This window comes from Serratia proteamaculans (assembly GCF_949794035.1).
Classification (GTDB): domain Bacteria; phylum Pseudomonadota; class Gammaproteobacteria; order Enterobacterales; family Enterobacteriaceae; genus Serratia; species Serratia proteamaculans.
Map to the genome: position 1 here is coordinate 420716 of NZ_OX461105.1, position 22396 is coordinate 443111.

A 22396-nucleotide genomic window follows, 5' to 3' on the forward strand; every position below is an offset into this window, starting at 1 on the left:
CCTCAGTTATTCTGATAAATATCCCGGTACAGGCGGCTTTCGAAACGTACCAAGGGAGCACGGCGCTGTTTCTGATCTTCCGGCGGCACGGCATAGCCTGACAGATACTGTACGAAGGCAAAACGCTGTCCGCTGGCGGTGGTGATAAACCCGGCCAGGTTATACACGCCTTGCAGCGCACCGGTTTTGGCAGAAACCTTGCCGTCGACACCGGCTTCATGCAGACCGCCACGGTAACGCAGGGTTCCGTCGTAGCCGGATAACGGCAGCATCGAAATAAAGTTTAGCTCGCTGTCATGCTGCGCAATGTACTGCAATGCCTGCATCATGGTTGCCGGGGCCAGCAGGTTATGGCGTGACAGGCCTGAGCCGTCTACCACGATGCTGTTACCCAAATCGACGCCGGCTTTCTGACGAAGGACCTGACGCACCGCGTCGGCACCGGCACGCCAGGTGCCCGGAACGCCAAAACGCTCATGGCCGATAGTGCGGAATACGGTATCGGCGATCATGTTGTCCGATTTCTTCAGCATGATCTTCAACAACTCGTGCAGCGGCGCTGATTGAGCTTGGGCGATCACCGTTCCTTTCAGGCCTGGCTGGGTCTGACGCTTCAGGTGGCCGTCGATCTGAATGCCGGCCTGTTTCAGCTCATCTTTTAAAATAGCACCGGCATAGCTGGCGCCATCCTGGATAGCAAAAGCCAGCGGCAGTGGGTCGCTGCGTTGGGTCAGACAGCCGGTCAGCGTAAAGCGGTTCAACTCGCCCGGCACCACATCCAGTTCGCAATATTGGGCGTCCGCAGAACCTTTCGCCAGCGTACGTACCTGGCTGAACATATTCACCGGATAATAGGAGGCCACGCGAATAAAGGCCATGTCGCCCGGATTTGGCGCGCTGTACAGCGACACCGAGAAGCAGTTGCGGTCGACTATCGCCGCCGCCGGTGGTGCGCTGAAGCACTGCGTCAGGTCGTTCCACGGCCAACCGGGGGCTTTGTCATGGCTGGCGAATACCGAAGTATCGACCAGCACATCGCCGGTGATCTGGCGTACGCCCTGTTTTTTCAGGATCGCCACCATGTTGCGCAGACTTTGGCGCTTAAAGGTCGGATCGCCGCTGAAGCGGGCAATCAGGTTACCGCGCAGCACGCCGTCACTGATATCACCCTGGCTTTCCAGCGTGGTCGTGAAGCGATAGTCGGGGCCGAGCTGCAATAATGCAGCCAGCGCGGTCAGCACTTTCTGGGTACTGGCCGGCAACGCCATTTGCTGAGAGTGATAATCGATGGTCGGTGTGTCTGCACCGATCTTCTGAACTACCAGGGCAAGGTTGGCCCCATCAGGCAAATATTGTGTGTAATCTTCAACCGGGGCCGCATTCGCATTTAGAACAAATGCGCAAGCCAATGCACTGACAATTCGTGAAAAACGCATAATCTCGGGATAACAGCTGGATAACGTGCCGTCATACTACGGTGCATTCAGGGAAAAAGTAAACGATGACCCTCAAGGAACTCTACGCTAAAATGCGTATCAAAATGCAAAATCGATCCTGACTTGGGCAACAGTTCCGAGTCAGGCTTCTTTTGTTTGTCGCCTGGAGGCGGGGGGCATGTACCCACCGTTTTTTCATTCGAACACGTCAGGATGACGGTTATTTGAACAGGAAAGATTTAGAGGTATTTACATTATGAAACAGATTCCGATGACCTTGTTTGGCGCTGAAAAACTGCGTGAAGAACTCGATTTTTTGAAAGGGGTGCGCCGTCCGAAAATCATTGCGGACATCGCTGACGCCCGTGAACACGGCGATTTGAAAGAAAACGCAGAGTACCATGCCGCTCGTGAGCAGCAGGGTTTTTGCGAAGGGCGTATCCAGGAAATTGAAGCCAAGCTGTCGAACGCGCAGGTGATCGATATCACCAAGATGCCAAATAATGGCCGCGTGATTTTTGGCTCCACCGTATCGGTGATGAACCTGGATAGCGAAGAAGAAGTGACCTACCGCATCGTTGGTGACGACGAGGCCGATTTCAAGAAAAATCTGATTTCGGTGAATTCACCGATGGCGCGCGGTTTGATCGGTAAAGAAGTTGATGACGTGGTCGTGATAAAAACCCCGGGTGGCGATGTCGATTATGAGATCTTGAAGGTTGATTATCTCTGATCTCTCTGCATTCGTTCAGAAAATCGCCAGGGTTTTGTAAAGAAAGGAAAAAGGCCGCACGCGGCCTTTTATCTGAATCAGGTGCATGGCACCTTTTCGTTAACCCAATGCTTATTAACGCGGTAGACTGATCTTGCGCTCTTTAGACGGGCGGTAAAGAATAAGCGTACTGCCGATGACTTGCACGTTGCAGGCACCCGTTTCACGCACGATAGCGTCGGCGATCAGGGTTTTGGTCTCGCGATCTTCAGCAGCGATTTTTACCTTGATCAGCTCATGATGCTCCAGAGCCTGTTCAATTTCAGCCAGCACCCCTTCGGTGAGACCGTTATTACCCAGCATGACAACCGGTTTTAACGGATGCGCCAGGCCTTTCAGGTGCTGTTTTTGTTTATTATTCAGATTCATTGTCTTTTTTGCTTAAGTTGGGATTGAAAACGGTACATTCTACCGCCATCTCATGTATATCACCAAATCGGTCTTCACCGGTGTGAGTCTACATGAGCAGCGAACCTGACATTAAGACTCTTTTTATGATAGTTGGAAAACGAGATGGCTAATAAAAAGCGTTCTGCTAGCTCCAGTCGCTGGTTACAAGAACACTTTAGCGATAAATATGTTCAACAGGCGCAGAAAAAAGGGCTGCGTTCGCGCGCCTGGTTTAAACTTGATGAAATACAGCAGAGTGACAAACTGTTTAAACCCGGTATGACCGTAGTGGACTTGGGTGCGGCACCGGGGGGCTGGTCGCAATATGTCGTGACCCAGATCGGCGGTTCCGGCCGTATTATCGCCTGTGATATTTTGCCAATGGATCCTATCGTTGGCGTCGATTTCCTTCAGGGCGATTTTCGTGATGAACTGGTGATCAAGGCTCTGTTGGAACGTGTAGGTGAAAGCAAGGTTCAGGTGGTTATGTCTGACATGGCCCCGAATATGAGTGGCACTCCGGCCGTCGATATTCCAAGATCGATGTATCTGGTGGAATTAGCACTGGGAATGTGTCGTGATGTCCTCGCACCAGGCGGAAGTTTCCTGGTGAAGGTGTTCCAGGGAGATGGTTTTGACGAGTACCTACGGGAAATTCGCTCCCTGTTTACGAAGGTTAAGATTCGTAAGCCAGACGCTTCCCGCGCACGTTCGCGCGAAGTGTACATTGTAGCGACAGGGCGCAAGCTGTAGTACCCTAACGCTGTTTGTTAACACAGTTGTAATATGAGGTTAATCCCTTGAGTGACATGGCGAAAAACCTAATTCTCTGGTTAGTCATCGCGGTAGTGTTGATGTCTGTATTCCAGAGCTTTGGGCCCAGCGAGTCGAATGGCCGTAGGGTGGATTACTCTACCTTCATGTCCGAGCTGACCCAGGACCAGGTTCGCGAAGCGCGAATCAACGGACGTGAAATTAACGTTACCAAGAAAGACAGTAACAAATACACGACCTACATCCCTGTCAACGATCCTAAATTGCTGGATACGTTGTTAACCAAGAATGTGAAAGTTGTTGGTGAACCACCTGAAGAGCCGAGTTTGCTGGCTTCTATCTTTATTTCGTGGTTCCCAATGCTGTTGCTGATCGGGGTTTGGATCTTCTTTATGCGGCAAATGCAGGGCGGCGGCGGCAAGGGCGCGATGTCCTTTGGCAAGAGCAAGGCCCGCATGCTGACGGAAGACCAGATCAAAACCACTTTTGCTGACGTTGCTGGTTGTGACGAAGCAAAAGACGAAGTGAGCGAACTGGTGGAATACCTGCGCGAGCCGAGCCGTTTCCAGAAACTGGGCGGCAAGATCCCTAAAGGCGTGCTGATGGTTGGCCCTCCAGGGACCGGTAAAACGCTGTTGGCGAAAGCGATCGCCGGCGAGGCAAAAGTGCCGTTCTTCACCATTTCCGGTTCCGACTTCGTGGAAATGTTTGTGGGTGTCGGTGCGTCTCGTGTGCGTGACATGTTCGAACAGGCCAAAAAAGCGGCTCCGTGCATCATCTTTATCGATGAAATCGACGCCGTCGGTCGCCAGCGTGGCGCCGGTCTGGGTGGCGGTCATGATGAACGTGAGCAAACGCTGAACCAGATGCTGGTTGAGATGGACGGCTTTGAAGGCAACGAAGGCATTATCGTCATCGCTGCGACCAACCGTCCAGACGTGCTTGACCCGGCATTGCTGCGCCCAGGCCGTTTCGACCGTCAGGTTGTGGTTGGTCTGCCAGACGTACGTGGCCGTGAGCAGATCCTGAAAGTGCATTCTCGTCGCGTGCCTTTGGCGCCAGATGTTGATGCTTCAGTATTGGCACGTGGTACTCCGGGCTTCTCCGGTGCTGACCTGGCTAACCTGGTCAACGAAGCAGCGCTGTTTGCCGCTCGCGGCAACAAACGCGTCGTGTCGATGGTTGAGTTCGAAAAAGCCAAAGACAAGATCATGATGGGTGCGGAACGTCGCTCCATGGTGATGACCGAAGCGCAGAAAGAGTCGACCGCGTATCACGAAGCAGGCCATGCCATTATCGGTCGTCTGGTTCCTGAGCACGACCCGGTACACAAGGTAACGATTATTCCTCGTGGCCGTGCATTGGGTGTCACCTTCTTCCTGCCGGAAGGCGATGCAATCAGCGCCAGCCGTCAGAAACTGGAGAGCCAAATCTCTACTCTGTACGGTGGTCGTCTGGCTGAAGAGATCATTTACGGGCCAGAGAAAGTCTCTACCGGTGCGTCGAACGACATTAAAGTGGCGACCTCGATTGCCCGCAACATGGTGACCCAGTGGGGCTTCTCCGAGAAGCTGGGGCCACTGCTGTATGCGGAAGAAGAGGGCGAAGTGTTCCTGGGTCGTTCCGTGGCCAAGGCGAAACACATGTCGGACGAAACCGCGCGCATCATCGACCAGGAAGTTAAATCCCTGATCGAACGCAACTACATCCGTGCGCGTGCGTTGTTGATGGAAAACATGGACATCCTGCATTCAATGAAGGATGCGCTGATGAAATATGAAACCATCGATGCGCCACAGATCGACGATCTGATGAACCGCAAAGACGTGCGTCCGCCAGCGGGTTGGGACGATGCGAGCAAAGGCAGCAACTCCGACAATGGTGGCACACCAAAAGCTCCAACGCCGGTAGATGAGCCGCGTACGCCAAACCCAGGCAATACCATGTCTGAACAGCTAGACAAGTAACTTTGGCTGTGTAATAACATCGAACCCCGGCATGCCGGGGTTTTTTATTGTCCGGCGGGCAGTGAACCAGGCAACAGTAAGGTGGATTAGTAATGCAGTTAACCGTGCGAGACACGACTTTCGATCTTTCCCATCCACGGGTGATGGGGATCCTCAACGTAACACCGGATTCTTTTTCTGACGGCGGCCAACACAACTCGCTAAATCAGGCGTTGCTGCATGCCCATGCACTGATTTCGGCCGGTGCGACCATGATTGATGTGGGTGGTGAGTCGACCAGACCGGGAGCGGCAGAGGTCAGTGAAGAAGAAGAGATCGCACGCGTAGTGCCCGTGGTGGAAGCGATAGCCCGTCGTTTTGAAGTCTTTATCTCGGTGGATACCTCAAAAGCCGGGGTGATCCGTGAATCGGCCCTGGCGGGGGCGCATTTGATTAACGACGTTCGCTCGTTGCAGGAGCCGGGTGCGCTGGCCGCAGCCGCAGAAACTGGGCTACCAGTATGCCTGATGCATATGCAGGGTGAACCGCGAACCATGCAGCAGGCGCCGCACTATGACGACCTTATTGGTGACGTAAACGCCTTTTTCCAACGGCATATTGAACGCTGTAACGCCGCCGGGATTACAAATCAGAAATTGCTGCTCGACCCAGGATTCGGTTTCGGTAAGAATTTAGCGCACAATTATCAGCTTCTGGCCAGATTGTCCGAGTTTCATCACTTCGGCCTGCCGTTGTTGGTGGGAATGTCGCGTAAGTCGATGATTGGGCAACTACTTAACGTGCCCCCTGAGCAGCGGGTCATCGGCAGCGTGGCCTGTGCGGTGATCGCCGCCATGCAGGGCGCACAGATTGTCAGAGTGCATGACGTTAAAGAAACCGTCGAGGCGATGCGTGTCGTCGAGGCAACACTTTCAGCTAAGGGATGATAGAGACATGAGCGAGCGCAAATATTTTGGTACCGACGGCATTCGTGGCAAGGTCGGTGATAGTCCTATTACCCCTGAGTTTGTTCTGAAGCTTGGCTGGGCGGCGGGTAAGGTACTGGCACGTCACGGATCTCGTAAAATTATTATCGGTAAAGATACCCGAATCTCCGGCTATATGCTGGAGTCGGCGCTGGAAGCCGGGCTTGCCGCAGCGGGGCTGTCTGCCTCGTTCACCGGCCCGATGCCGACGCCGGCGGTAGCGTATCTGACGCGTACCTTCCGTGCTGAAGCCGGTATTGTGATCTCCGCATCGCATAACCCGTTTTATGACAACGGCATTAAGTTCTTCTCGATTGATGGGGCCAAGTTGCCGGACCATGTTGAAGAAGCTATTGAAGCCGAAATGGAAAAACCGCTGACCTGCGTGGAATCCTCAGAATTGGGCAAGGCCAGCCGGATCATCGACGCTGCCGGCCGCTACATCGAATTCTGTAAAGGTACCTTCCCGAGCGAACTGAGCCTGAAAGGCCTGAAAATCGTGGTGGACTGCGCCAATGGCGCAACCTATCACATTGCGCCAAGCGTGCTGCGCGAGTTGGGTGCCACAGTGATTGCCATCGGCGTTGAGCCGGATGGCATGAATATCAATGAAAAATGCGGAGCGACCGACGTTCGTCAACTGCAGGAGCGTGTGCTGCAGGAAAAAGCCCATGTCGGCCTGGCATTTGACGGTGACGGCGACCGCGTGATGATGGTTGATCACCTTGGCAACAAGGTCGACGGCGACCAAATCCTGTATATCATTGCCCGTGAAGGACTGCGTCAGGGCCAGTTACGCGGCGGTGCGGTCGGTACGCTGATGAGCAACATGGGGCTGGAGCTGGCACTCAAGCAGTTGGGCATTCCCTTTGCACGCGCGAAAGTCGGTGACCGCTACGTACTGGAGAAGCTGCAGGAACTGGGGTGGCGTATCGGTGCGGAAAACTCCGGCCACGTGATCCTGCTGGACAAAACCACCACGGGTGACGGCATCGTCGCCGGCCTGCAGGTGCTGACCGCGATTGTTCGTAACAGTATGAGTCTGCACGATCTGTGCAGCGGCATGAAATTGCTGCCGCAAATTCTGGTCAACGTGCGCTTTGTCGGCGAGCACAACCCGCTGGAATCCGAAGAAATGCGTAAAATTACCGAGCAGGTTGAAGTGGAACTGGCCGGTCGCGGTCGCGTTCTGCTGCGCAAATCTGGTACCGAACCCCTGATCCGCGTGATGGTGGAAGGTGAAGACGAGCAGCAGGTGACTGCGCTGGCGCATCGTATCGCTGATGCGGTGAAATCTGCGGGTTAATTGAACGCTGATGAGTCCGGGGGCGGTGGTTGCCCCCGAAAATCACAGACTGCGAATTTTATTGGTGTTTTTTTCCGCAAACGCGCCGGTGGCTGCAAATTGCCCTTGCGTGGTTTAGCGCCTTTGGTTAGTATTCACACCCGCTTCAGTGGGCAGTTTGATATAACGCCTGCGACTTCTTTTTAGAAAAGAAGCCTATGGGGTGTGAAGCATTTGGCACGCGGTGAAGCCGCAAGGATACGGGTACAACTATGTACGAAGCTCTTCTGGTAATTTTCCTGCTGATCTCAATCGGGCTGGTAGCTCTGATTATGCTGCAGCAAGGTAAAGGCGCTGATATGGGAGCCTCATTCGGAGCAGGTGCGTCTGGCACGCTGTTCGGTTCGAGTGGTTCCGGCAACTTCATGACCCGCATGACGGCTGTGCTGGCGACGTTGTTCTTCGTCATCAGTCTGATCCTGGGCAACCTTAGCACCAACCAGACCAAGAAAGGCAGCGAGTGGGAAAATCTGGGTCAGCCAGTGAAATCTGAGCAGACTACCGCGCCGGCAGCACCAACCAAGCCGAGCAGCGATATCCCGCAGTAAGCGCCAGGCAGTAACAGAGTTTGAAAACGGTTGTTGTTACCTCGATATAAATAACAGCCGTTAGCAGTAAGAGTCAGTACCGAGGTGGTGGAATTGGTAGACACGCTACCTTGAGGTGGTAGTGCCCTAACGGGCTTGTGGGTTCGAGTCCCATCCTCGGTACCAAATCCCAGAGATAACTTGCTATTTTGCGATTATCGGCGTAATATTTGCCACGTTTTCGGACGCGGGGTGGAGCAGCCTGGTAGCTCGTCGGGCTCATAACCCGAAGGTCGTCGGTTCAAATCCGGCCCCCGCAACCACTTTCCTTTAAGTGTTTATTTTCAAATACACTTTTCGATTGAATTCCGCTTTTCTCGATCAACATTTGAAAATGACACTTGTTAGAAAGTTGCACCGAAGCCGCTTAGCGGCAAACAGGGTCCAGTTGCATAAAGCCCCGAATTTTCGGGGTTTTTTGTTATTTGGCAACAGAATCACTGGGCTATTAGGCCCTTTTTTTATGTCTTGGGGGTGGGCTTGTCCACATTAGAGCAAAAATTAACAGAGATGCTTTCGGCACCGGTAGAAGCGTTGGGCTTTGAACTTGTAGGCATCGAATTTATTCGTGCGCGCCAATCGACGCTCCGTATCTATATTGATAGTGAAAACGGCATCAATGTTGACGATTGTGCTGATGTCAGCCACCAGGTCAGCGCTGTATTGGACGTCGAAGAGCCAATCACAGTCGCTTACAACTTGGAAGTCTCCTCTCCTGGCCTTGATCGCCCGATGTTCACCGCCGAGCACTATACTCGTTTCCTCGGTGACGAAGTCAGCTTGGTCCTGCGCATGGCCGTACAGAACCGTCGCAAATGGCAGGGCATTATCAAGTCTGTCGATGGCGAGATGATCACGGTTACTGTGGAAGGGAAAGATGAAGTGTTCGCGCTGAGCAACATCCAGAAAGCGAACCTGGTACCCCACTTTTAAAGTTTGGATGAGGCAACTAGGATGAATAAAGAGATTCTGGCTGTTGTTGAAGCTGTTTCCAATGAAAAATCCCTTCCGCGTGAGAAGATTTTCGAAGCGCTGGAAACCGCATTAGCCACCGCCACCAAGAAAAAATACGAGCAGGAAATCGAAGTTCGCGTCAGCATTGACCGCAAAACGGGTGATTTCGATACCTTCCGCCGTTGGGTTGCTGTAGATGAAGTGACTCAGCCAACGCGTGAAATCACGCTGGAAGCTGCACAGTATGAAGAGCCAGGCATGGAACTGGGCGGTTACATCGAAGATCAGATTGAATCTGTCACCTTCGACCGTATCACCACTCAGACCGCGAAACAGGTTATCGTACAGAAAGTTCGTGAAGCCGAGCGCGCGATGGTGGTTGATGCCTTCCGTCAGCACGAAGGTGAAATCGTCACCGGCGTGGTGAAGAAAGTTAACCGTGACAGCATTGCGCTGGACCTGGGTAGCAACGCCGAAGCGGTCATTGGCCGTGAAGACATGCTGCCACGCGAAAACTTCCGTCCGGGCGACCGCATCCGCGGTATCCTGTACGCCGTTCGTCCTGAAGCCCGTGGTGCGCAGCTGTTTGTCAGCCGCTCCAGCGCCGAGATGCTGAAAGAACTGTTCCGCATCGAAGTACCGGAAATCGGCGAAGAAGTGATTGAAATTAAAGCGGCAGCCCGCGATCCCGGCTCCCGTGCAAAAATTGCAGTGAAAACCAACGACAAGCGCATCGACCCAGTCGGCGCTTGTGTCGGTATGCGCGGTGCGCGCGTTCAGGCTGTTTCGAGCGAGCTCGGCGGCGAACGTATCGACATCATCCTGTGGGATGATAACCCTGCGCAGTTCGTCATCAACGCCATGGCGCCGGCAGATGTTGCCTCGATCGTGGTTGATGAAGATAATTGCACCATGGATATCGCCGTTGAAGCCAGCAATCTGGCACAGGCGATCGGCCGTAATGGCCAAAACGTGCGTTTGGCATCCCAGCTGTTAAAACAACATCGTGACGATGACCGTTGGGAACTGAACGTGATGACGGCGGACGATCTGCAGGCCAAGCACCAGGCCGAAGCTCATGCCGCCATTGATACCTTCACCAAACATCTTGATATTGACGAAGATTTCGCCACCGTACTGGTTGAAGAAGGCTTCTCTACTCTGGAAGAGTTGGCTTACGTGCCAATCAAAGAGCTGCTGGAAATCGACGGTCTGGATGAAGATATGGTTGAAGCGTTGCGCGATCGCGCCAAAGCTGCATTGACCACGCTGGCCCTGGCACAAGAAGAAAGCCTGGGCGACCAAAAACCTGCTGACGATTTGCTCAACCTGTCGGGTCTTGAGCGCAGCATGGCCTTTAAACTGGCCGCGCGTGGGGTTTGTACGCTGGAAGATCTTGCCGAGCAGGGTGTTGACGATCTGGCTGATATTGAAGGGCTTAGCGATGAGCAAGCCGGCGAGCTGATTATGGCCGCACGTAATATCTGTTGGTTTGGCGACAACGCGTAATAAACTGTAGCAGGAAGGAACAGCATGACGACAGATGTAACCGTAAAATCGCTGGCAGCAGAGATCCAAACTCCAGTTGATCGCCTGGTACAGCAGTTTGCTGATGCAGGGATTAACAAGTCGGAGAGCGACTCTGTAACCCAACATGAGAAAGAAGCCTTACTGGCGCACTTGAACCGTGAACACGGTAGCGCGCCGGGTAAGCTTACATTGCAGCGCAAAACGCGCAGCACCTTGAATATTCCGAGCACCGGCGGTAAAAGTAAATCGGTGCAAATTGAGGTCCGCAAGAAACGCACTTATGTAAATCGCGATACGCCAGAAGCCCAACAGGCTGAAGCGGCAGAGCAGGCACAGCGTGAAGCGGAAGAGCAGGCACAGCGCGCAGCAGAAGAGCTGGCGAAACGCGAAGCAGAAGCAAAGCGCGCAGCCGAAGAGCAAGCCAAACGTGAGGCCGCGGAGATCGCTAAGCGTAATTCAGCGGAAAAAGAAAAAGTGACGAATCAACATACCGACGAAATGACCAAGCCAGCACAGGCAGAAAAAGCACGCCGTGAAGCCGAAGCCGCAGAACTGAAACGTAAAGCGGAAGAGGAAGTTGGGCGCAAGGTTGAAGAAGACGCCAAACGCGTAGCGGAAGAAGCGCGCCGCATGGCCGAAGAGAAAGGCGAAGAATGGGCTGCTGCTGAGAAAGCCAGCGCAGCGGTTGAAACTGCCGATTATCATGTAACCACTTCCCAGCACGCCCGTGCTGCCGAAGACGAAAACGACGCTAAAGTTGAAGGCGAACGCCGCGCCCGCACTCGTGGCGGTAAAGCGACCAAGCAGAAGAAAGGCAACAAACTTTCCGAGTCTAAAGCAGACCGTGAAGAAGCGCGTGCCGTGACCCGTGGTGGTAAAGGCAAGCGTAAGCCAAGCACTCTGCAGCAAGGCTTCAACAAGCCGGCTCAGGTGGTTAACCGTGACGTTGTGATCGGCGAAACCATCACCGTAGCCGAACTGGCTAACAAGATGGCGGTTAAAGGCTCCCAGGTCATCAAAGCGATGATGAAGATGGGTGCAATGGCCACCATCAACCAGGTTATCGATCAGGAAACCGCGCAGCTGGTTGCTGAAGATATGGGCCACAAAGTTATCCTGCGTCGTGAGAACGAGCTGGAAGAAGCGCTGATGAGCGACCGTGATACCGGTGCTGCGGCTGAGCCACGTGCGCCAGTTGTGACCATCATGGGCCACGTTGACCACGGTAAAACTTCTCTGCTGGACTACATCCGCTCCACCAAGGTGGCAGCAGGCGAGGCCGGTGGTATTACCCAGCATATCGGTGCTTACCACGTAGAAACCGAAAATGGCATGATCACCTTCCTGGACACCCCAGGCCACGCAGCCTTTACTTCAATGCGTGCTCGTGGTGCTCAGGCGACAGACATCGTTGTTCTGGTTGTTGCTGCCGACGACGGCGTTATGCCGCAAACCATCGAAGCTATCCAGCATGCGCAAGCGGCGAAGGTACCTTTGGTCGTTGCAGTAAACAAAATTGACAAGCCGGAAGCCGATCCGGACCGCGTTAAGCAGGAACTGTCCCAGTACGGTGTTATGCCGGAAGAGTGGGGCGGCGAAGCACAGTTCGTTCACGTATCTGCGAAAGCCGGTACTGGTATCGACGAACTGCTGGAAGCTATCCTGTTGCGTTCTGAAGTTCTCGAACTGAAAGCGGTACGCAGCGGCATGGCCAGCGGCGTAGTTATCGAATCCTTCTTGGATAAAGGTCGTGGCCCGGTTGCTACCGTGCTGGTACAGGAAGGTACGCTGAATAAAGGCGATATCGTTCTGTGTGGCTTCGAATACGGCCGTGTGCGTGCGATGCGTGACGAACTGGGTCACGAAGTGACCTCTGCAGGTCCTTCTATTCCGGTTGAGATCCTGGGCTTGTCCAGCGTTCCTGCTGCCGGTGATGAAGTGACTGTCGTGCGTGACGAGAAGAAAGCGCGTGAAGTTGCGCTGTACCGTCAAGGCAAGTTCCGCGAAGTTAAACTGGCGCGTCAGCAGAAATCCAAACTGGAAAACATGTTTGCGAACATGACCGACGGTGAAGTTTCTGAGCTGAACATCGTACTGAAATCCGACGTACAGGGTTCTTGTGAAGCGATTTGCGAATCACTGCTGAAACTCTCTACCGACGAAGTGAAAGTGAAGATTGTTGGCTCTGGCGTAGGTGGTATCACCGAAACCGACGCCACGCTGGCAGCGGCTTCCAACGCCATCATCCTGGGCTTCAACGTTCGTGCCGACGCTTCTGCGCGCCGCGTGATTGAAGCAGAAAGCCTGGATCTGCGTTACTACTCCGTGATCTATAACCTGATCGACGAAGTGAAGCAGGCGATGAGCGGTATGTTGGCGCCTGAATACAAGCAGCAGATTATCGGCCTGGCCGCCGTGCGTGACGTGTTCAAATCGCCTAAATTTGGTGCCATTGCAGGTTGTATGGTTACCGAAGGTAATATCAAACGTCACAACCCAATCCGCGTTCTGCGCGACAACGTGGTTATCTATGAAGGCGAGCTGGAATCCCTGCGCCGCTTCAAAGATGACGTTAACGAAGTCCGTAACGGCATGGAATGTGGTATCGGTGTTAAGAACTACAACGACGTGCGCGTCGGCGACATGATCGAAGTATTCGAAATCATCGAGATCCAACGCACCATCGCTTAACGCTAGCACATCTGCTTAAGTCTGTTCTGGGGGGCCTTGTGCCCCCCGATTTGTCTGGAGAATCCACAAAATGGCAAAAGAATTCAGCCGCGGTCAGCGCGTGGCACAAGAGATGCAAAAAGAGATTGCTATCATTTTGCAACGTGAAGTCAAAGACCCGCGTGTCGGCATGGCTACCGTTTCTGGTGTAGAAGTTTCCCGTGATTTGGCCTACGCCAAAGTTTACGTCACCTTCCTGAACGTGTTGACCGAAAACGCCGATCCGGATCTGGTGCCTAAAGGCATTAAAGCTCTGGAAGACGCTTCAGGTTACATCCGCACGCTGCTGGGTAAAGCCATGCGTCTGCGCGTAGTGCCTGAGCTGACCTTCGCTTACGACAACTCTCTGGTTGAAGGCATGCGCATGTCCAACCTGGTGACCAACGTAGTGAAGAATGACGCCGAACGCCGTTCCGCATCAGGCGATGACGAGGAGGCTTAATGAGTCGCCCTCGTCGCCGCGGCCGTGATATCCACGGTGTCCTGTTGCTGGACAAACCGCAGGGGCTGTCGTCCAACGACGCCCTGCAAAAAGTAAAACGCCTCTATAACGCCAATCGCGCGGGCCACACCGGCGCGCTCGACCCGCTGGCGACCGGCATGCTGCCGATTTGCCTCGGTGAGGCGACCAAGTTTTCACAGTTCCTGCTTGATTCCGACAAACGCTATCGTGTGATTGCCCGACTTGGCCAGCGTACCGATACCTCGGATGCTGACGGTCAGATAGTGCAGGAGCGGCCGGTGAATTTCACCCAGGCGCAGCTCGATGTGGCGCTGGACAGTTTCCGTGGCGATATCAAGCAAGTGCCTTCGATGTATTCGGCACTGAAGTACCAGGGCAAGAAACTCTATGAGTATGCTCGCCAGGGTATCGAAGTACCGCGTGAAGCGCGCAGCATTACCGTTTATGAACTGCAGTTTATTCGCTGGGAAGGGGATGAGCTGGAGCTGGAAATTCACTGTTCGAAAGGGACTTACATCCGCACCATCACCGATGACCTCGGTGAGTTGCTGGGTTGCGGTGCGCACGTGATCTACCTGCGTCGCCTGCAGGTGGCGACCTACCCAACTGAGCGCATGGTCACGCTGGAGCAGTTGAATGAATTGCTGGAACAGGCCCACCGGCAGGAAGTCGCCCCGGCCGAGCTGCTCGATCCGCTGTTGATGCCGATGGACAGCCCGGTGGAGAACTACCCGGAAGTGAATTTGCTGCCCGTTGTCGCGGGTTACGTGAAGCAGGGGCAACCGGTTCAGGTTGCCGGCGCACCGGCCTCGGGCATGGTGCGTATCACCGAAGGTGAAGAGCGTAAATTTATCGGCGTGGGTGATATTGCCGATGACGGTCGTGTGGCGCCGCGCCGCCTGGTAGTCGAATATTTCGACTAAGGGCAGAAAACGCACTGTCTTGCGATCGCACTGCGCTAAGAGTAGAATGGCGCAGCTTATGCATTGGGTTGCTGAATTAGAGATCGGCGCCTGTATTTATTATCTATAATCTGGAGTATGACAATGTCTCTAAGTGTTGAAGCTAAAGCTAAAATCGTAGCTGATTTCGGTCGTGGTACTAACGACAGCGGTTCTTCCGAAGTTCAGGTTGCCCTGTTGACTGCGCAGATCAACCATCTGCAAGGCCACTTCTCAGAGCACAAAAAAGATCACCACAGCCGTCGTGGTCTGCTGCGTATGGTTTCTCAGCGTCGTAAGCTGCTGGACTACCTGAAGCGTAAAGATGTAGCACGTTACACCAGCCTGATCGAGCGTCTGGGTCTGCGTCGCTAATCAAGCGAGTTTCAGTGGAAAGGGGCCTATTTTGGCCCCTTTCTTCTAGGAAGCATAAGCAAATCAGGTTAATGTATTACTGATGTTTCCAAACAGGATCTTCCGTTACAGAGGTTCGCGCGGCTAATGAGAGGCTTTGTCTCAGGCTTGAGATAAGGATTGTCATTAGTCGCGAGGATGTAGTGAGAAGGCAAACCGAGTCACTGGCGTGTCGAGTCGTCAATACGATTGCGCGCCTAATCTAAGGATATAATTTTGCTGACACCGATCATTCGCAAATTCCAGTATGGCCAGCATACCCTCACTATTGAGACCGGTATGATGGCTCGTCAGGCCACTGCCGCCGTTATGGTGAGCATGGATGACACCGCCGTATTCGTTACCGTAGTTGGCCAGAAAAAAGCCAAACCAGGCCAGAGCTTCTTCCCACTGACGGTTAACTATCAGGAGCGTACTTACGCTGCTGGTCGTATCCCGGGTAGCTTCTTCCGTCGTGAAGGCCGTCCGAGCGAAGGTGAAACTCTGACCTCCCGTCTGATTGACCGTCCGATCCGTCCACTGTTCCCGGACAGCTTCCTGAACGAAGTTCAGGTGATCGCGACCGTAGTTTCTCTTAACCCGCAGGTTAACCCGGACATCGTTGCGATGATCGGCGCCTCTGCAGCCCTGAGCCTGTCCGGTATTCCGTTCAATGGCCCAATCGGTTCTGCCCGCGTGGGTTACATCAACAATCAATACGTGTTGAACCCAACCAGCGACGAGCTGAAAGAAAGCAGCCTGGATCTGGTGGTTGCCGGTACCGCTGGCGCAGTACTGATGGTTGAATCCGAAGCTGACGTTCTGAGCGAAGATCAGATGCTGGGCGCGGTGGTCTTTGGCCACGAGCAACAGCAAATCGTTATCGAGAACATTAACTCCCTGGTTGCCGAAGCCGGCAAAGCCAAGTGGGACTGGCAGGCACCTGCAGTCAACGAAGCGCTGCACGCGCGCGTTGCAGAACTGGCAGAAGGCCGCCTGGGCGACGCTTATCACATCACCGAAAAACAAGAGCGTTATGCTCAGGTAAATGCGATCAAGAGCAGCGTTGTTGAAACCTTGCTGGCACAGGACGAAACTCTGGACGCATCTGAAATTCAGGACATCCTGGGTAGCGTTGAGAAAAACGTCGTTCGTAGCCGCGTGCTGCGTGGCGAGCCGCGTATCGACGGCCGTGAAAAAGACATGATCCGTGGTCTGGACGTGCGCACCGGCGTGCTGCCGCGTACCCACGGTTCCGCACTGTTCACCCGTGGTGAAACTCAGGCACTGGTTACCGCAACACTGGGCACCGCCCGTGACGCGCAGAACCTGGATGAGCTGATGGGCGAAAAAACCGACAGCTTCCTGTTCCACTACAACTTCCCTCCGTACTCCGTTGGTGAGACCGGGATGGTAGGTTCGCCAAAACGTCGTGAAATTGGTCACGGTCGCCTGGCGAAACGTGGCGTATTGGCTATGATGCCTAAACCAGAAGATTTCCCGTACACGGTGCGTGTGGTTTCTGAAATCACCGAATCCAACGGTTCTTCTTCCATGGCTTCCGTCTGTGGTGCTTCTCTGGCGCTGATGGATGCAGGTGTGCCAATCAAGGCTGCCGTTGCCGGTATCGCAATGGGCCTGGTGAAAGAACAAGATAACTTTGTTGTTCTGTCTGACATTCTGGGTGACGAAGATCACCTGGGCGACATGGACTTCAAAGTGGCCGGTAGCCGTGACGGTATTACCGCGCTGCAGATGGACATTAAAATTGAAGGCATCACCCGCGAAATCATGCAGGTTGCACTGAACCAGGCCAAGGGCGCGCGTCTGCACATCCTGGGCGTGATGGAACAGGCTATCAGCACCCCGCGTGGCGATATCTCTCAGTTTGCACCACGTATTCACACTATCCGAATCAACCCGGACAAGATCAAAGACGTGATTGGTAAAGGCGGTTCTGTCATCCGTGCGTTGACTGAAGAGACCGGTACTACCATCGAAATCGAAGATGATGGTACAGTTAAAATCGCTGCTACCGACGGTGAGAAAGCGAAATTCGCTATCCGCCGTATCGAAGAGATCACTGCCGAGATCGAAGTGGGCCGTATTTACCAGGGTAAAGTTACCCGTATCGTTGATTTCGGCGCATTCGTGGCGATCGGCGGCGGTAAAGAAGGTCTGGTACACATCTCTCAAATCGCTGACAAGCGCGTTGAGAAAGTGACCGACTATCTGCAGATGGGTCAGGAAGTACCGGTCAAGGTACTGGAAGTTGACCGTCAGGGCCGTGTGCGTCTGAGCATCAAAGAAGCGACAGCACCAGAAGCAGGTTCACCTGCGCCTGAAGCAGAATAACTGTATAGATAGATTTACAGCTCCCAGCCATGGGGTTGGGAGCTGTTCGTATCGCGCGGGTAGGATGCCTGCGTATTAGCAAACGGATGAGAGGATGTTCATCCAATGTTTGTCTTCGGGAGTGGGAAATGAAGCCTTTCTTGCGCTGGTGTTACGTTGCGACAGCACTCATGCTGGCAGGATGCAGCAACCATGATTGGCGTAAAGACGAAGTTTTGGCGATCCCGTTGCAGCCAACTCTGCAGCAGGAAGTGATCCTGGCGCGCATGGAACAAATACTTGCCAGCCGGGCACTGACGGACGATGAGCGTGCGCAGCTTTTATATGAGCGCGGTGTACTGTATGATAGCCTCGGGCTACGTGCACTGGCGCGCAATGATTTCTCGCAAGCGCTGGCGATACGTCCTGATATGCCAGAAGTTTTCAACTACCTGGGCATTTACTTAACGCAGGCAGGCAATTTTGATGCTGCCTATGAAGCGTTTGATTCTGTACTAGAGCTTGATCCAACTTACAATTACGCGCGTTTAAACCGGGGCATCGCTCTTTATTATGGCGGCCGCTTCCCGTTGGCGCAGGATGATCTGCAGGCGTTTTATCAAGACGACCCAAACGATCCCTTCCGTTCGTTGTGGCTGTATCTTGTGGAAAGAGAAATCGATCCCAAGAAGGCTGACGTAGCGCTCAAGCAGCGTTATGACAAAGCGAACCGAGGGCAATGGGGATGGAATATTGTCGAATTCTACCTGGGCAACATCAGTGAAAAAACGCTGATGGAAAGGCTCAAGGCAGATGCAACGGATAACACTTCGCTCGCTGAGCATCTCAGTGAAACTGACTTCTATTTGGGTAAACACTACCTGAGTCTGGGGGACAAGGACACCGCTTCGGCGCTGTTCAAACTGACGGTTGCTAACAACGTTCACAACTTCGTTGAGCACCGCTATGCATTGTTGGAATTGGCGCTGTTGGGCCAAGAACAAGACGACCTATCGGAATCGGACCAGCAATAGCTGACGAACAACTATCAGCCTGATATACATTGGTTTTTTGCCAAAGTTATCGCCTTAACGGGCGAGGGCTTTTTTGTTCGTTTTATAATCTAATTTGAGCCGGTTCACACTTTTCAATGAAAATGACTGAAAATTTTCTCGACGAGTTATGTAGACTGGCTGCCATTATTAATGAGGCACGTGTACATGACTACTGAGCTTGAAACCTCTTTTGCTGACCTGGGGCTGTCTGCTCCGATCATTTCTGCCCTGACCGATCTGGGCTACGAAAAACCGTCACCGATCCAGGCTGAGTGTATTCCTCACCTGTTGAACGGCCGCGATGTGCTGGGCATGGCACAGACCGGTAGCGGTAAAACTGCAGCATTCTCGCTGCCACTGTTGCACAACCTGAAAGCTGAGTTGAAATCACCTCAGATTCTGGTGCTGGCACCGACCCGCGAACTGGCGGTTCAGGTTGCTGAAGCAATGACCGATTTCGCAAAACACATGAATGGCGTTAACGTTGTGGCCCTGTACGGCGGCCAGCGTTATGACGTTCAGCTGCGCGCTCTGCGTCAGGGCCCGCAAGTTGTAGTAGGTACCCCAGGCCGTCTGCTGGACCACCTGAAGCGTGGCACTCTGAACCTCTCTAACCTGAGCGGTCTGGTGCTGGATGAAGCCGACGAAATGCTGCGCATGGGCTTTATCGAAGACGTTGAAACCATCATGGCGGAGATCCCGGCTGAACATCAGACCGCGCTCTTCTCTGCAACCATGCCGGAAGCTATCCGTCGCATTACCCGTCGCTTTATGAAAGATCCGCAGGAAGTGCGCATTCAATCCAGCGTCACTACCCGTCCGGACATCAGCCAGAGCTACTGGACTGTGCAGGGCATGCGTAAAAACGAAGCATTGGTACGTTTCCTGGAAGCTGAAGACTTTGATGCGGCGATTATCTTCGTCCGTACCAAAAACGCGACCCTGGAAGTGGCCGAAGCGCTGGAGCGCAGTGGTTACAGCAGCGCCGCACTGAACGGTGACATGAACCAGGCCCTGCGTGAGCAGACACTGGAGCGTCTGAAAGATGGTCGTCTGGATATCCTGATCGCGACCGACGTTGCTGCCCGTGGCCTGGACGTTGAACGTATCAGCCTGGTTGTGAACTACGACATCCCTATGGATTCCGAGTCTTACGTTCACCGTATCGGCCGTACTGGCCGTGCTGGTCGTGCCGGCCGTGCGCTGCTGTTCGTTGAAAACCGCGAACGCCGCCTGCTGCGCAACATCGAACGCACCATGAAGCTGACCATTCCAGAAGTTGAACTGCCGAATGTAGAACTGCTGGGTGAGCGTCGTCTGGCCAAGTTTGCCGCTAAAGTACAGCAACAGCTGGAAAGCAGTGATCTGGACATGTACCGCGGCCTGCTGGCTAAACTGCAGCCGGGTGAAGAAGAGCTGGAAATGGAAACTCTGGCCGCAGCACTGCTGAAAATGGCACAGGGCGAACGTCCTCTGATCCTGCCAGCTGATCCTGTGTTCAAACCGCGTCAGCGTCGTGAATTCAACGACCGTGACGATCGCGGTAGCGACCGTCGTCGTGACGCGCGTCCAGACAGCCGTGACGGTGGCGCTGAGCGTCCACGTCGTGAACGTCGTGACGTTGGCGAAATGCAGCTGTACCGCATTGAAGTGGGCCGTGATGACGGCGTTGAAGTTCGTCATATCGTTGGCGCGATCGCTAACGAAGGCGACATCAGCAGCCGTTACATTGGTAACATCAAGCTGTTTGCCGGCCACTCCACTATCGAGCTGCCAAAAGGTATGCCGGGCGAGATCCTGTCTCATTTCACCCGTACCCGTATCCTGAACAAGCCGATGAACATGCAACTGCTGGGCGATGCACAGCCGCATGAACGTCGTGAGCGTCCTGCACCTGCCGGTAACGGTGAGCGTCGTGGCGGGGCTCGTCCTTCCACCGGCGAACGTCGTGAAGGGGCAAACCCAGGCCGTCGTTCTTTCGGTGATCGTCGTGAAGGCGGTGCTGCTGCACCTGCCGGCAACGGTGGCGAGCGTCGTGGCGGTAACTTCAACCGTGACGGCCAGCGCGCCCCACGTCGTGATGACGCCGCTCCGGCTGCACCACGTCGTCGCTTCGGTGATGCATAACGCCTGATTTAGCCGTTCACGGTTAATCGGACTAAAAACCAGCCTTCGGGCTGGTTTTTTTATGCCTGAAATTCGCCGTTAATGGGCAGAAAATGGCGTATCATTTATAAGGTTTTTTTCTTATGGATACTACGCACGGGAGATGCCATGAGTTGGCAGCAGTTTAAGTCTCAATACCTGGTGCGCTTTTGGGCACCTTTACCTGCGGTGATTGCCGCCGGGATCCTTTCTACCTACTACTTCGGTTTGACCGGGGCCTTCTGGGCGGTGACCGGCGAGCTTACCCGCTGGGGCGGCCACGTTTTGCAGTGGTTCGGTCTGCACCCCGAGCAATGGGGTTACTTCAAGGTCATCGGCCTTGAAGGGACGCCACTACAGCGCATCGACGGCAGAATGATCATCGGCATGTTCGCCGGCTGTATCGCCGCTGCGCTATGGGCCAACAACATCAAGCTGCGCCAGCCGCAGAACCGCATCCGCATTGTGCAGGCGCTGCTGGGGGGGATTATCGCAGGTTTTGGGGCACGCCTGGCGATGGGCTGCAACCTGGCTGCCTTCTTTACCGGCATTCCGCAGTTCTCGCTGCACGCCTGGTTCTTTGCGCTGGCGACCGCCGCCGGTTCTTACTTTGGTGCCAAATTTACCCTGCTGCCGATGTTCCGCATTCCGATCAAATTGCAGAAAGTGAAGGCCGCCGCGCCGCTGACCCAAAAGCCGGAACAGGCGCGCCGTCGTTTCCGTCTGGGCATGGTGGTTTTCTGTCTGGCGATCGCCTGGTCGCTGTGGACGCTGTTTGATGCCCCGAAGCTGGGGATTGCCATGTTGTTTGGCATTGGTTTTGGCCTGCTGATTGAACGGGCGCAAATTTGCTTCACCTCGGCGTTCCGCGATCTGTGGATCAGCGGCCGTACTCACATGGCGAAAGCGATCATTCTCGGTATGGCTGCCAGTGCGATTGGTATTTTCAGCTACGTGCAACTGGGTGTGGCACCAAAAATCATGTGGGCTGGCCCTAATGCGGTACTGGGCGGATTGTTGTTTGGTTTCGGCATCGTCCTCGCGGGCGGCTGCGAAACTGGCTGGATGTACCGCGCGGTAGAAGGTCAGGTGCATTACTGGTGGGTAGGGTTGGGGAATATCATTGGCGCTACGCTGTTGGCCTATTACTGGGATGATTTGGCCCCAACGCTGGCCACCGACTACGATAAGGTCAACCTGCTGGAGACCTTCGGCCCAATTGGCGGCTTGTTGGTGACCTACCTGCTGCTGGCAGTGGCGTTTGGCGCCATGCTGTGGTGGGAGAAACGTTTTTTCCGCGCCAAACCCGACGCGCAGGTGGTTAATTTAAGGAATGTGTCATGAAACAAGCGGCGATAGTGCCGGATTACCGGTTGGATATGCTGGGCGAGCCTTGCCCTTATCCGGCCGTGGCGACGCTGGAGGCGATGCCGCAGTTGAAGCCGGGGGAAATCCTCGAGGTGATCAGCGACTGCCCGCAGTCGATCAACAACATTCCCCTTGATGCACGCAACCACGGCTATAAGGTGCTGGATATCCAGCAGGACGGACCGACCATCCGCTATCTGATCCAGCGCTAGTCAGCAGTCAGAGGAAAAGCAGGGAGGCAATAAAC

Annotated in this window: 20 protein-coding genes and 2 tRNA genes; 20 read left to right on the top strand and 2 right to left on the bottom strand. The window is 54.2% G+C overall.

The genetic code is table 11. The annotated features are described in order from the left end of the window. Positions 1-2: 2 nt before the first annotated feature. The gene (gene dacB, locus QOT07_RS01920; protein WP_099064495.1) at positions 3-1436 is read right to left on the bottom strand and encodes a serine-type D-Ala-D-Ala carboxypeptidase; all 1434 of its coding nucleotides are present in this window, start codon (positions 1434-1436) and stop codon (positions 3-5) included. A gap of 256 nt (positions 1437-1692) precedes the next feature. Between dacB and greA the strand changes: the two genes are divergently transcribed. Next, entirely contained in the window at positions 1693-2169 is a 477-nt protein-coding gene (greA, locus tag QOT07_RS01925) for a transcription elongation factor GreA (RefSeq protein WP_085119470.1), read from the top strand. A 114-nt stretch (positions 2170-2283) separates the two neighbouring features. On the opposite strand, the gene yhbY is transcribed toward greA, so the two are convergent. Beyond that, complete coding sequence (gene yhbY / locus QOT07_RS01930; RefSeq protein WP_004933536.1) at positions 2284-2577, bottom strand: ribosome assembly RNA-binding protein YhbY; 294 nt, start codon at positions 2575-2577, stop codon at positions 2284-2286. 144 nt (positions 2578-2721) lie between these two features. On the opposite strand from yhbY, the gene rlmE reads away from it, so the two are divergent. From rlmE to yedF, 19 genes are all read left to right on the top strand, one after another. Beyond that, positions 2722-3351, top strand: coding sequence for a 23S rRNA (uridine(2552)-2'-O)-methyltransferase RlmE (gene rlmE / locus QOT07_RS01935; protein ID WP_099064496.1), 630 nt, complete (start codon positions 2722-2724; stop codon positions 3349-3351). A 56-nt stretch (positions 3352-3407) separates the two neighbouring features. Then, positions 3408-5339: an ATP-dependent zinc metalloprotease FtsH gene (gene ftsH, locus QOT07_RS01940; RefSeq protein WP_085119471.1), complete on the top strand. Its 1932-nt coding sequence runs from the start codon at positions 3408-3410 to the stop codon at positions 5337-5339. Positions 5340-5431: 92 nt separating this feature from the next. Continuing rightward, on the top strand, positions 5432-6265 hold the full coding sequence (gene folP / locus QOT07_RS01945) for a dihydropteroate synthase (RefSeq protein WP_099064497.1): 834 nt from the start codon (positions 5432-5434) through the stop codon (positions 6263-6265). 7 nt (positions 6266-6272) lie between these two features. Next, a complete protein-coding gene (glmM, locus tag QOT07_RS01950; protein ID WP_283602472.1) occupies positions 6273-7610 on the top strand; it encodes a phosphoglucosamine mutase in 1338 nt (445 codons plus the stop codon). Between the two features lie 251 nt (positions 7611-7861). Then, positions 7862-8197, top strand: coding sequence for a preprotein translocase subunit SecG (secG, locus tag QOT07_RS01955; RefSeq protein ID WP_012004944.1), 336 nt, complete (start codon positions 7862-7864; stop codon positions 8195-8197). A gap of 78 nt (positions 8198-8275) precedes the next feature. Beyond that, positions 8276-8362 (top strand) — tRNA-Leu (locus tag QOT07_RS01960). Positions 8363-8422: 60 nt separating this feature from the next. Continuing rightward, a tRNA-Met gene (locus QOT07_RS01965) sits at positions 8423-8499 on the top strand. Positions 8500-8716: 217 nt separating this feature from the next. Further along, positions 8717-9169, top strand: a complete 453-nt coding sequence (rimP, locus tag QOT07_RS01970) for a ribosome maturation factor RimP (RefSeq protein WP_071827073.1) — start codon at positions 8717-8719, stop codon at positions 9167-9169. A 21-nt stretch (positions 9170-9190) separates the two neighbouring features. Further along, complete coding sequence (gene nusA, locus QOT07_RS01975) at positions 9191-10699, top strand: transcription termination factor NusA (protein ID WP_085119476.1); 1509 nt, start codon at positions 9191-9193, stop codon at positions 10697-10699. Between the two features lie 24 nt (positions 10700-10723). Continuing rightward, positions 10724-13411, top strand: coding sequence for a translation initiation factor IF-2 (infB, locus tag QOT07_RS01980; RefSeq protein ID WP_207978098.1), 2688 nt, complete (start codon positions 10724-10726; stop codon positions 13409-13411). Between the two features lie 70 nt (positions 13412-13481). Further along, a complete protein-coding gene (gene rbfA / locus QOT07_RS01985) occupies positions 13482-13892 on the top strand; it encodes a 30S ribosome-binding factor RbfA (RefSeq protein ID WP_085119479.1) in 411 nt (136 codons plus the stop codon). Then, on the top strand, positions 13892-14836 hold the full coding sequence (gene truB / locus QOT07_RS01990; protein WP_129935225.1) for a tRNA pseudouridine(55) synthase TruB: 945 nt from the start codon (positions 13892-13894) through the stop codon (positions 14834-14836). Before rbfA ends, truB begins: the two co-directional genes overlap by 1 nt. Before the next feature lie 123 nt (positions 14837-14959). Continuing rightward, the gene (rpsO, locus tag QOT07_RS01995) at positions 14960-15229 is read left to right on the top strand and encodes a 30S ribosomal protein S15 (protein WP_012004950.1); all 270 of its coding nucleotides are present in this window, start codon (positions 14960-14962) and stop codon (positions 15227-15229) included. Between the two features lie 255 nt (positions 15230-15484). Continuing rightward, positions 15485-17602 (top strand): polyribonucleotide nucleotidyltransferase, encoded by a 2118-nt coding sequence (gene pnp, locus QOT07_RS02000; protein ID WP_085119483.1) that lies wholly within the window; start codon positions 15485-15487, stop codon positions 17600-17602. A 128-nt stretch (positions 17603-17730) separates the two neighbouring features. Continuing rightward, positions 17731-18615 (top strand): lipoprotein NlpI, encoded by an 885-nt coding sequence (gene nlpI, locus QOT07_RS02005; protein ID WP_099064500.1) that lies wholly within the window; start codon positions 17731-17733, stop codon positions 18613-18615. A gap of 122 nt (positions 18616-18737) precedes the next feature. Beyond that, positions 18738-18812 (top strand): protein YrbN, encoded by a 75-nt coding sequence (gene yrbN / locus QOT07_RS25885; RefSeq protein WP_223499600.1) that lies wholly within the window; start codon positions 18738-18740, stop codon positions 18810-18812. Next, positions 18802-20763 (top strand): DEAD/DEAH family ATP-dependent RNA helicase, encoded by a 1962-nt coding sequence (locus tag QOT07_RS02010; RefSeq protein ID WP_099064501.1) that lies wholly within the window; start codon positions 18802-18804, stop codon positions 20761-20763. Before yrbN ends, QOT07_RS02010 begins: the two co-directional genes overlap by 11 nt. Positions 20764-20910: 147 nt before the next feature. Beyond that, positions 20911-22125 carry a selenium metabolism membrane protein YedE/FdhT gene (yedE, locus tag QOT07_RS02015; protein WP_283602473.1) on the top strand — a complete coding sequence of 405 codons (1215 nt, stop codon included), beginning with the start codon at positions 20911-20913 and terminating at the stop codon, positions 22123-22125. Next, positions 22122-22361 carry a sulfurtransferase-like selenium metabolism protein YedF gene (gene yedF / locus QOT07_RS02020; protein WP_004952879.1) on the top strand — a complete coding sequence of 80 codons (240 nt, stop codon included), beginning with the start codon at positions 22122-22124 and terminating at the stop codon, positions 22359-22361. Before yedE ends, yedF begins: the two co-directional genes overlap by 4 nt. The last annotated feature ends 35 nt before the right edge of the window (positions 22362-22396 follow it).